11 protein-coding genes are annotated in these 12,762 nt (G+C 41.9%); 3 read left to right on the top strand and 8 right to left on the bottom strand.

Translation table 11 applies throughout. The annotated features are described in order from the left end of the window. Positions 1 to 4: 4 nt before the first annotated feature. Both CL667_10540 and CL667_10535 read right to left on the bottom strand, forming a co-directional pair. Positions 5 to 3,142, bottom strand: coding sequence for a multidrug transporter (locus CL667_10540; GenBank protein ID MAL18139.1), 3,138 nt, complete (start codon positions 3,140 to 3,142; stop codon positions 5 to 7). Next, positions 3,142 to 4,317 carry an efflux transporter periplasmic adaptor subunit gene (locus CL667_10535; protein MAL18138.1) on the bottom strand — a complete coding sequence of 392 codons (1,176 nt, stop codon included), beginning with the start codon at positions 4,315 to 4,317 and terminating at the stop codon, positions 3,142 to 3,144. Before CL667_10535 ends, CL667_10540 begins: the two co-directional genes overlap by 1 nt. A 272-nt stretch (positions 4,318 to 4,589) precedes the next feature. Here CL667_10535 and CL667_10530 point away from each other — a divergent pair, with 272 nt between their 5' ends. After that, the gene (locus CL667_10530; GenBank protein ID MAL18137.1) at positions 4,590 to 5,297 is read left to right on the top strand and encodes an RNA pseudouridine synthase; all 708 of its coding nucleotides are present in this window, start codon (positions 4,590 to 4,592) and stop codon (positions 5,295 to 5,297) included. Between the two features lie 104 nt (positions 5,298 to 5,401). On the opposite strand, the gene CL667_10525 is transcribed toward CL667_10530, so the two are convergent. The 4 genes from CL667_10525 to CL667_10510 form a co-directional block, all read right to left on the bottom strand. Beyond that, a complete protein-coding gene (locus CL667_10525; GenBank protein MAL18136.1) occupies positions 5,402 to 5,803 on the bottom strand; it encodes a hypothetical protein in 402 nt (133 codons plus the stop codon). Between the two features lie 144 nt (positions 5,804 to 5,947). Further along, complete coding sequence (locus CL667_10520) at positions 5,948 to 6,238, bottom strand: plasmid stabilization protein (protein MAL18135.1); 291 nt, start codon at positions 6,236 to 6,238, stop codon at positions 5,948 to 5,950. Then, positions 6,229 to 6,513 carry a prevent-host-death family protein gene (locus tag CL667_10515; protein ID MAL18134.1) on the bottom strand — a complete coding sequence of 95 codons (285 nt, stop codon included), beginning with the start codon at positions 6,511 to 6,513 and terminating at the stop codon, positions 6,229 to 6,231. Before CL667_10515 ends, CL667_10520 begins: the two co-directional genes overlap by 10 nt. Positions 6,514 to 6,706: 193 nt before the next feature. Beyond that, positions 6,707 to 7,426 (bottom strand): hypothetical protein, encoded by a 720-nt coding sequence (locus tag CL667_10510; protein MAL18133.1) that lies wholly within the window; start codon positions 7,424 to 7,426, stop codon positions 6,707 to 6,709. A gap of 221 nt (positions 7,427 to 7,647) precedes the next feature. Between CL667_10510 and CL667_10505 the strand changes: the two genes are divergently transcribed. Continuing rightward, positions 7,648 to 8,010 carry a hypothetical protein gene (locus CL667_10505; GenBank protein ID MAL18132.1) on the top strand — a complete coding sequence of 121 codons (363 nt, stop codon included), beginning with the start codon at positions 7,648 to 7,650 and terminating at the stop codon, positions 8,008 to 8,010. A 548-nt stretch (positions 8,011 to 8,558) separates the two neighbouring features. Here the strand turns inward: CL667_10505 and CL667_10500 are convergent. Next, the gene (locus CL667_10500; GenBank protein ID MAL18131.1) at positions 8,559 to 9,563 is read right to left on the bottom strand and encodes a glucose-1-phosphate thymidylyltransferase; all 1,005 of its coding nucleotides are present in this window, start codon (positions 9,561 to 9,563) and stop codon (positions 8,559 to 8,561) included. 149 nt (positions 9,564 to 9,712) lie between these two features. On the opposite strand from CL667_10500, the gene CL667_10495 reads away from it, so the two are divergent. Continuing rightward, positions 9,713 to 11,401, top strand: coding sequence for a hypothetical protein (locus CL667_10495; GenBank protein MAL18130.1), 1,689 nt, complete (start codon positions 9,713 to 9,715; stop codon positions 11,399 to 11,401). A 102-nt stretch (positions 11,402 to 11,503) separates the two neighbouring features. On the opposite strand, the gene CL667_10490 is transcribed toward CL667_10495, so the two are convergent. Next, the gene (locus tag CL667_10490; GenBank protein ID MAL18129.1) at positions 11,504 to 12,730 is read right to left on the bottom strand and encodes a hypothetical protein; all 1,227 of its coding nucleotides are present in this window, start codon (positions 12,728 to 12,730) and stop codon (positions 11,504 to 11,506) included. Between the last annotated feature and the right edge of the window lie 32 nt (positions 12,731 to 12,762).

Here is a 12,762-nt window from a genome sequence, read left to right as displayed (position 1 = left end):
TTTATTACTCTCCCGCAACCTGTGGCTCACTACTAACCAGTATTTCCTTCTTAAATACTAGAATTACATCCTCCAATATCATATAGAGGCAGGGCACTAGAACAAGGATGATTGCTGTGGCAAAAACAATTCCGAATCCTAAAGAAATAGCCATCGGAATGAGTTGAGTTGCCTGAATCGAGGTCTCAAGAATGATGGGTGTCAATCCCCCAAAGGTCGTTAATGTGGTTAGGAGAATGGGTCGAAACCTTCTTAGCCCCGCCTCATGAATAGCATCAAAGGCTGAGTGATCTTTGCGTTTTTTATTGGCAAAATCAATCATAATCAGAGAGTCGTTCAGTACTACTCCCGAAAGTGCAATCACTCCCATTAAGCTTACCAGCGACAAGTCATATCCCAATAAAATATGGCCAATTACGGCTCCTACAATCCCAAATGGGATGGCACCCATTACAATGAGAGGCTGTGCATAGCTGTTAAAAGCAATAGCAAGCAGAGCGTAAATAATCATTAAAGCCAAAGCAAATCCACCCCATAGTGCTTGAGTAGATTCCCGCATTTCTGCCTGACTTCCTTCAAAACTCCAGGTGATTCCCGGAAATTCCTGCCTAAGCTCTGGCAGTACTTCGGCCTGAATGGATTCTAAAACCCGGCCCACAGCATTAGAGGGTTCCGCATCCATGCTTACCGACACTACGCGCCGGCCATCTCGGCGGTTGATGCTGGTAAAGGCTTCTCCCTTCTTAAGCTCAACCACATCCATAAGGGGTACTTCTGTACCGTCGTCTGTCTGAATTACCAGCTCTTCCAGATTATAAATATCTCTTCGTTCTTCGAGAGGAAGTTTAACCCGAACCTCAACTTCATTGGTTCCGCGAAGCTGTCTCTTCGCCAAAGCCCCGAAAAATGCATTCCGAACCTGCTCACCGACTTCAGCGGAAGTTAGACCAAGCTTTCGACCCTCAGGCAACAACTTAAAGTCATACTGCTTTTTGCCTCGATTATAGTTATCCCCTACGTCTCGGGTAGCATCAAATGACTCAACCCGCTCAACAAAAGCCTGGCTTGCAGCTTCCAGTACATCGATATCCGAATGACTCAAATCAACGCTGATATCCGGAAGATATCCACCCGGACCTGCTTCAGCCTCAAAGTTAATTTGATCGACACCCGGAATATCCCCGATGTTATCTCGCCAAAGCTCGATAACTTCCTGCGTACTCATACTTCTTTCTGCCGGAGGTTTCATCACAATTTCAACGTCAATGAAACTCTGCCCCCGAACATTGGTTTTAATTCCCTCAGCTTCTTCAAAAAGATTATACTCCTCGAACATCCTGTAAGTGGCATTCGTCACATCCTCGGCTACCAAAGCGGCTTGTTCATTTGTCGTTCCTACCGGAAGACCAACACCTGCTTCAATCTCATCAGCGGGCTGTTCCGGCATCAGCACCATCCCCATGTGATCACTATATCCATAGCCGCCAATCACGAGTAGCAATGCAATAGCTGTGCTTAATGAAATATACCGGTTTCGAAGGCAGCTGTCTAAAAATTGACGATAGTAGGCATCAATGAAATGCTGAAATTTCTTGGAAAATGCCTGTTGCCAGCCTTCCAGCTTTTTAGTCATCTGAAATGGATTCTTCTTTGGACTGTGACCCAGATGCGCAGGAAGAATGAACAACGCTTCGAATAGTGAAACAAGTAAAACCACAATCACTACAGCGGGCAGAGGCCACCAATACTTACCTGTTACCCCCGGAATGAAAAGCAGCGGCACAAAGGCTATAACATTCGTTATTATGCTGAAGGTAACAGGTTTACTCACATCTTTTGCACCGGCAATGGCTGCCTCGATGTTACTCATTCCCCTTTGACGATACTCATACACGTTTTCACCAACTACGATGGCGTCATCCACGACAATCCCGAGAACAACAAGGAATCCAAACATTGAAATCATATTAATACTCAGGCCGATGAGCGGAAGGAATAGAATGGCCCCTACAAAAGAAATGGTCATCCCCATCATCACCCAAAAAGCCAGGCGATATTCCAGAAACAGTGCCAAAATTACCAGTACAATCACTATCGCGAGCAAGCCATTTTCTGTTAAAAGCCCCAGTCGCTCTCTATAATCCTGGGCGGTATTTCCATCTATTCTGTAGTCAACTCCCGGAGGAAATCCGGCTTTGGCTTCTTCGATAACACCCAATACTTTTTCTTCTATATCCAGTGGCGACTGATTTCCAATTCTATAAACCTGTATTTCAATCGACGTATTTCTATTGAATTGAGAAGGTAAGCCAATTTCCTCAAATCCATCTCGGATTTGTGCAAGTTCCCCCAGCGTTACCGTGCCACCTTCAGCTGATGAAATGATTTCAATCTGGCTAAATTCATCTGCCCATTGCTTACGGTCTTGCATGCGAAGCAGAATTTCACCGCCCGTCGTTTCTACTGCGCCGGCCGGAACATCAATACTTGACTGAGCCACAATATCTGCTATTTGTCCCAGCGTCAGGTTATACTCTAGCAATTTTTGGCGGGGAATCTCAATGTGCGTTACATAATCAGGGACGTTGCCGAGTTCTACCTGTGTAATTCCCTCTGTACTCAATAGTTGGTCCCGCAGCTGTTCTGCCAGTTTACGCAAGGTCCAGATGTCGGCTTCTCCATAAAGCCCTATTTCTATCACTTCTCGCTGATTAGATTGAAGGCGAACTTGGGGTTCCTCAATGTCGTCAGGGAAGGTGTTAATTCGGTTTACAGCCTGATCAATATCCTGAAACGTTTTCATCCGCTCAGCACCAGTAACCAATTCTATAGAGATATTTCCTGAACCTTCCTCAGCTGTAGAGGTAATTTCTTTAATCCCCTGCACGCCACGGATTGCTTCTTCAACAGGACGCAAAATACCCTGCTCAACTTCAGCGGGAGCTGCTCCGGGATAAACCACACTGACTTCCACAATATCCAGCGCATACTGGGGAAAGACTTCCTTCTGAATATTGAACATTGTCCAAATTCCGCCTCCCAATAAAATGATCATCAGCAAATTGGCGGCGATAGGCTTTTTCGCCATATATTCGATTATACCCGAAAATAATCCCTCTGTATTTTGGCTTGAATCACTCATTATTCACTACCACTATTTGATGAGTTCTCCAGTCGTAAAGCAGCTCCTTCTGTCACCGAACTCAAGTTTGTGGTGATAACTTCTTCGCCACCTTCGAGTCCAGCGGTGATATAAGCATATACCGCATCCTGAAATTCAATTTCCAGATTTCTGATGCTTAATGAATCTCCCTGTTTTACCCACGCGGTTTCATCAGACCTGAGGTAGTCTCGATTTAGCCTAACCACATTCTCCAGTGGCTTGGTTTGAATATTCGTTTCTACAAATGAGCCAATAATCAGCTTCGGCTTATCAGCATTTTGATTCTGAATTGAAATTGGATCAGCAACTTCAACTAAAACTCGAGCCATCCGGGTTTGATTTTCTAAGGAGCCTAATTGCCGATAAAGCGTTCCGGTTCTGGATTCATCTTCATCCCAAGCAGTTCGGTTTCTGATTATTACATCCGATCCGGTGCTGTTCTCATCAAATGATAGCCACCGTAGCTTTGATATGGGAACCGTTGTTTCAACCCAATAATGATCGACCCCAACCAACCTTCCTAAATCTTGTCCCGGACTTACCAAAGAACCGATATTTACATTCCGATTTAATATGTAGGCATCGAAAGGAGCTTTAATTGTAGTTCGCTGCAAGTCCAATTCAGCTTGTTTGTAGGATGATTCAGCTGCTTCTACCTGAGCTTTTGCAGTTTCAAGCTGAGGCTCTCGTAAAACCAATGCTTTATTTTCGGGAGCGAGGGTATCATCTAAAAGCTCATATTCTCTTTTGGCTGCCTGCTGAAGACCCATCTCCAGCTTTAAATCTGCCTGAGCCTGACTTAATTCACTTTTAGCTTGCTGAAGATTATTCTCATAATCAGAAGGATCAATGCTTAGCAGGACTTCACCCTTTCTAACATAGCTTCCGGGCGAGAACTTTTCTGATAAGCTTAATATTTCCCCGCTCACCCGCGAACCCAGAACGATATCTTGCGACGGAATTACGGTGCCGGTAGCTGTAATAGAAGGTATGAAGTCACCCTGTTCCACTTCTACCACATTCACCAGCATGGCTGTTTGTTTAGTCGCTCCGGATCGCGAAGCTTCAGGTTCTGTAGAAAAAATTAGTGCAATTAGAGCTGCTGCTCCAATCAATATTCCTACAGAAATAATTAATGTCTTTTTCCATCCCATATTTCTAAAAGGCTGATATAAACTTGTTGTTATCGTTTAATAACTTGATAACATCAACTTGTAAGCAGTGATCAGCGTTCAAAAAAGGATGTAAACGCTTGTTAGGGGAGGCTCCTACTGCAAAGATACTATGAGTGGCTTCCGTCACCTGGTTGTGAAAACTTTGCTACCTCAACAACCTAAACACACCGCCTTTAACCGGCAAGCTGTTTAGTAGTAAATTATTCAGTGGTTAGAACTTTTTCCCATCTCAAAATTTGCTACCCTTAAACATGAAAGAAAAGAGAAAAAAATTTAAAGGATCCCCGAAAAGGTATCACCCCAAAGGCATTACCATTTTGTATGAAGATTATGACATCATAGTCATAGAAAAAACACATGGCTTGCTTACTGTTCCCAACGACAAAGAAAAGGATAATACCGTTGAATTTTTGCTTGGCGACTATGTTCGAAAAGGGAATCCAAAATCCAGAAAGAGAGTCTTTATAGTACACCGACTCGACAAAGACACCTCGGGGATTCTGGTTCTGGCTAAAAGCGAGCAATCCAGAAAATTCCTTCAGGATAATTGGAAGAAAGCCACCAAGACCTATTACACGGTTATAAATGGCCACCTTAGAAAAAAGGAAGGGATATTAAGCTCCTACCTTGCTCAGAATTCGATTCATCGGGTATATTCCGTGGGAAAAGATTCAGAAGACGGAAAACTTTCAAAAACGGAATACAACGTTTTAAAGGAATCAGATGAGTACAGTTTGATAGAGGTGAACCTTTTAACAGGTCGTAAAAACCAAATTCGTGTCCATTTTGCCGAAACCGGACATCCCGTTGTGGGCGATAAAATGTACGGAAAGAAAGAAAAAGGGATTAAGCGACTCTGCCTTCATGCCGCAACACTTTCAATAAACCACCCGGTTACAAAAGAGAGAATGACTTTCGAAACCGAGATCCCTGAATACTTCACTTCTTTAGTTAGTTGAGCGGTGATATTTTGAAGCAAGCAATTCTGGCAACCGAACTAATGTAACGAACTCCATGGGAGTTTCTTTATCTATTATCATTAACTAGAGGGGCATGCTTTAATTTATGCGTAGCCTGTTCGGATAAGCCACGAACAGATTGCAATAGATATAATACTGACAACCCAAGTGCCGACTAATGCCATTACGAAAGAAACTGTGGCCATTACCAATGGAGAACCATTATAATAGAATAAACTATATATGAAGGTGAAAATGGCAAATATAAATGCTGCATTTTTGACAACCTCCTTTCCTAAAAAAATCCCATCTTTGACGCTTATTCTTTCGACTGATTTACCTGAATTCTTTAAAAAGAAATAAAGCAGAACTGGAATAGGCACCATGGAAAGGAGATCTGGAAAAGTACTTAATGTATTTGGCACACTACTAAGGACATTTCCAAGTGTAAAAAAGAAAATTAAACTAATAGCGAGACCAATAGAATACTTTTTCGTTTTGTCCATGGGTTATATTAGTTGGTTATAGTTGCGAGCTAACAACCCAGCGTTTATTCGACGCGGGGATAATGACTTCTTACATGTAGCGAAATTAAATTCTTAGAAACAAGTTTCCATCACAGTTCGTCCGCGCCCAATCTAAAAAGCTTGTTAATATGCTTTTTTAGGTAATACTTGACTTGTATGCCAGATGGTGAGCATGTCTACCCGATTTGGTTTTAACTCGTACACCAGGCGATAATTACCATGGATTAGTTCCTTTATCTCTGGTCGATTAAACTCCGGAACCATTCTTCCACTATCGGGCTGTGTTCTCAGTTGCTCACAATACTCAAAAATACCTTCGGCCCATTGGATAGCCGTAGGGATATGATCTAAAGCAATATAATCTGTACACCCTTCAATCCTTGTTAAAAATCGATCGGTTAAAATTACTTCCATTTAGAAAGATGACTTTCGATTCTATTTTTTGCTTCATCTACAGAATAGGTCTTGCCTTGTTCCACCTGTTGCTTGGCTTCCAGTAAATCTTCCAGCATTTCCATTTTTTTAGTGACCCGTTCATATTCTGATACATCCATTAAAACCGCAGCACTCTTCCCATGTTGAGTAAGTACGATAGGTTGCTTTTCCCTTTTTAAGCGTTTCACAAAATCAGCAGAGTTCTTTCTAAACTCAGAGAGGGGTTCGATATCGTTGGTAATAGAAATATTCATATCAGTACATTAAAAGTTTTTTAAAGTACTTATAATATACTGGAATGTGTTTTGAGAACCAATGGAGGACTGGGTTGGCTGACGACCCAGCGTATAACTGGTGCATGGATTATGATTTGGTTGAAGTAGCGAATTAATTTCTGGCAAACAAGTTTCCATCGCAGCTCGTCCGCGCCAGATTTAAAACACCTTGTTAGGTGGCCATCCTATTTAGATCAAAGGCTTCTGAAACATCCTTTTTATAAGTTCTACCAACGGGGATCTCCTTTTCTTTTACAATGATCTCATCCAAATTAAACGCTCTGCAAAAAACAGGATTTACGATATAGGAACGATGGACTCGCACAAAATTGGTTAATTCTTTATTTAACTTTTTGAGCGTCATGCGGGTAACTATTTTTTTATTTGCCAAATGAATGTGGACATAGTCTCCAAAACTTTCGATGAAATAAATCTTGTTGCATGCGATTCGGTGAGTTTTGCCATCACTTTTCACCTCAAGTAGTTCTTCTGTTTCATCTTGCCGAAGTTGGATTACTTCTTTTTGTTTCATCGACCAATTACGCAACGTTTCATAAGTAATTGCAGGAAGAGAAAATAGAATTGTGGTAATCATTAAATAGAACGTATCCCAGAGTACAAAGTCTACTCCTGCTACAGCATTCAAGGCTAAGAAAATGCGTTGCATTAAGACACAAACTATCTGAATATTTAAAACTCCCAGAAAGACGGTAACAGTTAACAGAAAAAATAATAGATACTTTTCTTCAAAAAGCAGGTTAGGAACCGCCCAGTAAATTAAGAAATAGGTTACTCCAATAATCATCGGCAGACTAAAACTGGCATAAACAACCCCTTGTTTCATTGAACCAATGTAAGAGTACAGTAGGGTGAAAGAGAGGAAAGCTGTCACCCAATAGGCGCTATGAATTAGAAATTGTCGTCGTTTCAAAAGCTATCATTTCTTAGTTTTTAACAAAGTACGTCGTACTACTATTGTTTTTCAAATGTGATGGCGAACAAACAGCAACTGTTTATCGCATTTTAGCTGTTATTCATCGAAAACCTATTCCAATGCAGCTAGAAACCATTATAATATTGCCAGAGCTGAAAATCGAAGTTAAAAAATGAGCTATGTGGTTTGAATATTTTATAGATGCGTTTGTTGAAAAATTTCCAATCTTCATGGTCGTAATAACTTTTTCTGGCTTCTTAGGCCTTTATAAGACAATCAAAAGTACTTCAACTCAACAGACTCGAAAAGATAGAAGTTACATTTTAGGGACCGGACTTTTTGCTCTTATTGTTGGACTTCTTGTATTTCCAATCGAAACTTTTCAAATGCTTGATACTATAAAATCAGCTGGCGATAAGCAGCCTTCAATTGTGATGGGAGGATTTTATATTCTTTTAGTACCTATGTTTTACGGGCTATTCTGGTTTTTTATCTCGTTGGCAGGATGGCTCTATCACAAAAGAAAGGTAACTACGGATTAAATTTTATAACGGCCCAGTGTTTAATCGGCGCGCGAATTATGATTTTCTTGAAGTAGCAAAATTAATTCCTGGCAATCAAGTTTCATCCAACCCCGTCCGTGTTCGATTTGAAATACTTTGTTAGGCACATTTTTTCTGTTACCAAAACCCGATTAAGTTGAAAAGATCTATGGGAAGGTGGCCTTGGTTGAGGCAGAGCCTCCACTTGGCACTCCACAGCTGAGCTACGGGACGAGGATATAGACTAAACCTGAGACTACCTTCCTAAATTGATGTAAGATCTACAGATCCCTCGAAGAAAACAGCTAAACCTTCCGTTCATTTTACTGTCGGGATGACAAATAAAATAGAATAATCCTTAGTGGTAGTTATAGAACTGACCTCTAATGAACAACCTCGTTGTCATTTCGAATGGAATGAGAAACCTAAGTATGATTATTAAAGCAATGAGCACCGGGTCAACCAATGCTCGAATAATGAATGAATGGTATGTATACCATGGTCATTGGTCATTGGTCATTGAAATATGGGATTTAGCACTTACACCCTCACCCCATATCCAACACACTATGATCTCCTACATCCACTTTACCTTTCACGCTTTTAAGATGGGTGTGCGCTCCAATAGTTGATCCTTCAGTTTCCACATCCTCTAAAGTAGCATTGTCACGAATGATAGTGTTTTCAACTTTTGAGTTCTTGATCACTGTTTTGGCCTCAATGCTGACTTTAGGGCCTACTGTACTGTTCTCAATTACTACACCTTCGCCAATAAATACGGGCGGAATAATAGTTGATCCCGGATATTTGCTCTCGTCAACTCCATCAAATTCTTTCTCGGTGATGAGTCCGGTAGTTTCCAGCCACGCGAGAAGGGTTCCGCAATCCAGCCATTCGTCAACGGTTGCCGTTTTGAAAACTTTGCCTTCTTTAATCATCATATCTAAAGCCGCAGTCAGGAAGTATTCTCCACCCGGACCTCTCATATCATCATTAATAACTTTCTCAATTTTCTCCTTCAGGGCATTACCGCTCTTGAAGTAGTACACCCCGATAATGGCTAAGTCTGAAATAAATTCTTTTGGCTTCTCTACAAAACCGGTGATGGTGTCACCTTCATAAACAGCCACTCCAAAGCGGGATGGATCTTCCACTTTCTTCAACCAGATAACGCTATCGGCATCGCCTAATTCAAAAGGTTCTTCACTGTCAAAAATGGTGTCCGCAAAAGCAATAATGACCTCACCGTCTAGGTGATCACTCGCACAAGCTACTGCATGTGCCGTCCCTAACGCTTCGGCCTGCACTTCAAAAATGGCTTCTGCATTATGTCGCTTACTCATTTCACGCAATGGCTGCTTGATGTCTTCCCCAAAATCAGGACCGAGGATATACACAATTTCACTGATATCACGATCGAGCGTGCGGTTAAAGGTCTCCACAATGCGCTCTACAATCATGGTTCCCGCTACGGGTAAAAGGGGTTTAGGTACGGTGTGCGAATGTGGACGAACTCGTGTTCCTCGTCCGGCCATTGGGATAATTAATTTCATATATTTGGCTGCGTTGATTGAAACAATTTTATTAAGTGGCGGTGAATATAGGAGGGTTATCAACCAAATTCGAGCAGGGTTTCTTTTGTTAACCTCCTTTTAACCTTGTGAATACATATCATCTGTAAGATTAAACTAAACCAAATATATTGAACTGGTATCATCTTCTCCTCGATGTTGGAGCTATCCTTTTTTGCCTCATTATGTTGCGCCATACCTGGTATCGCATGCGTTTTTTTGTGCACACCTATCAGCAGGTAGGCTATAAGAACAATGAGTTCTGGCAGTGGATGAAAGGCCATTGGGATGAGAAAGTTATCCCGGCAAACATTGCCATCCTCAATGTCTTTATCTTCATTTTTATTCTTTTCAGTGATTGGTTTTTAGAAACCTTCACTTACTCTTCCCTTTCAATTTTCTTTTTTGTGTTCAGTTATTTTTGGTTTGGCTCTGTCTCAAACTATAAACCGGCTAAGGTGAAGAAGCCTCTCGTTTATACGGCTCGGGTTATGCGGCTAATGATTCCTTTCGTCCTTTTTAGTGCTTTCTTTCCGGCACTGTTTACTTATCTGGGTTTTACTGGAATGATTCCTTTTATTCAGCTTCCTTTGCCTAACTTTTTTGCCGGACTTCAAAATTATGACCTAACCATCCTGGTTTTTGGCTGGGCGTTCGGCACCATGATTGTCCCATTTTTTGTGCTCCTTTCAGGACTTCTCACCAAACCCATTGAACTCTACATCCAGTATGGTTTCAAGCAGCAGGCCCGTAAAAAATTGGCTTCTATGCCGGATCTTAAAGTGATTGCCATTACCGGCAGCTATGGAAAAACCAGCACTAAGTTTATGATTCGTGACTTGCTGAAAGAGCGCTTTAATGTGTGTTCAACTCCGGGCAGCTACAATACGCCAATGGGTATTTGCAAAGTTATTAACAACGACCTCCAATCACACCACCAAATCCTTATTCTTGAAATGGGCGCTCGATACGAGGGTAACATTCAGGAACTTTGTGATATTGCAAAGCCGGATATTTCTGTGGTTACAAATGTAGGAGTGGCTCATTTGGAGACGTTTGGCTCACAAGATGTCATTGCCCGCGAAAAAGGCAGGCTCGTTGATAATTTGACTGCCGGCGATGTCGCTATTTTAAATGGGGACGATGAGCGGGTGGCAAAGATGGGCGCCGGTCGAGAGGAGATCACCCGAATTTTGGTTGGATTAAATCATGGAAGTATTATAGGATCAAATATCTCTTATGATACATCAGGAATGGAATTTGATGTTTCCGTTGATCAAGATTCTGAGCGTTTTAACACCCAATTGCTGGGTGCTCATAATGCTCAAAACCTTTTGCTGGCTGTTGGCGTGGCGCATCACTTTGGCATCCGTTTAAAAACGATGGCGATTGCCGCAGCTAAGATCGAGCCGGTCGAGCATCGGCTGGAGCTTAGAAAGCAGGGCGATCTTTTTGTGATTGATGACGCTTTCAATTCGAATCCGGTGGGAGCAAAGAATGCGGTGGAAATCCTGAGTCAGTTCAACTCCGGGCAACGAATTATAATAACGCCGGGAATGGTAGAGCTTGGTGAAATTGAGGAAGAAGAAAATCAAAAATTTGGCGAGGCCATCGGCAAAGCAAATTTGGACTTAGTCGTTTTAGTGGGAGAGGAGAGAGCCAAGCCAATTTTAGAAGGCATCAAAAACTTTGACAGCACCGCCATGAATGTCAGAGTCGTAAACACCCTGTTCGAAGCTAACGAGCTGGTGCGCAAACACGCCCGTGGCGGAGACATCATCCTCTACGAAAACGACCTCCCTGATGTATATAATGAGTAGGAAATTTTAAATTAGAAATGTTGAATTATGAATGTGGGATAACTCTTTAAGAAAAGACCCTGCCCTCCAATTTATAATTTATAATTCAACATTTCTAATCCCCTACTCATACCGAACTGCATCAGCTGGTTGAACCTGAGAGGCGCGATGTGCCGGATACCAGCTTGCCAGTAAACAAAGCATTAAGCTCGCTGACAGAATAATAATCACATCAACCGGACTTATCATTACCGGATAGGCATCAATTATAAAAGCAGAAGAGAGTTTAACCAGCCCAAAATTCATTTGTGCCCAGCTTAAGAGCAATCCTAAAGCGCCTCCAATTCCACACCCAATTAACCCAATATAAAGTCCCTGCTTCCTGAATATTGATTTAATACCGGCCTGACTATATCCCATCGACATCAGGATTCCAATATCCCGCTGCTTTTGGATCACAATCATCGTTAATGAACCGATGATATTCAGCACGGCTACAATCACTATTAATATCAGTATCACAAAAGAACCCCACTTTTCAAGGTACATCACATCATACAGTGGTTTTTGTAAATCGTACCAGCTGGAAATTTTAAACTCGCCTCCCAATATTCCAGAAAGCTCTTTCTTCACGTTCTCAGCATCTTCATTATCATACAGTTTAAGGTCGATTCCAGAAATCTGATTCCTGGATTTGAACAACCTCTTTGCCGCTTCAATATCCACGAATACTTTTGGACCGCCCGCTACCTGCTGTAAGAAATAAGAACCCCTTAAATCAAACCGGAAGGTTTGAGGGACGGTAATTTGGGTAAGCGCATTTTTCATTCCCGCCGCACTTAATAAGGCAATGTCATCGTCAATATTCAAACGCAGCCTGTTTTTCAGTTCGTCATGCACAATGATACCCGGGGTGCGGTTGCGTACTGAGATATCAAAGACTCCGCTTGTTATGCTCTCTTCAATATCTACCAGCTGGAAAAAAGAATTCCGCTCTATTCCTTTCACATCAACCACCTCATTCTGAACGCCTTCCATAGCCAAAAGAGCCTTTCCTTCTACATAAGGTGAAATAACTTTGACTTCCGGCAGCGAACGGATTTGCTCCATAATCGCCTCATTTTGTGCGAAGGTTGCCTGACCTGAGGCCTCAATTCTGACATCCGGATCATAGGAAAGCAGGAAGCTTTTTATCACATCAAAGAATCCATTAAAAACAGACAAAACCACGATTAACAAAGCTGTGCCAATGGTTATACCCGTAATACTAATAAAGGTTAACGTAGAGATCAGCGAGATGTGCTTTCGGGAAAACAGGTAGCGACGTGCAATAAATCCGGAATTCTTCATGCCCCAAAATATAGAATCAAGCAATTGAAAGC

This window comes from Balneola sp. (genome assembly GCA_002694685.1).
Classification (GTDB): Bacteria; Bacteroidota; Rhodothermia; order Balneolales; family Balneolaceae; genus Gracilimonas.
Note: the sequence above shows the minus strand (reverse complement) of the source record. Positions and strands in the feature narration are given on the sequence as shown.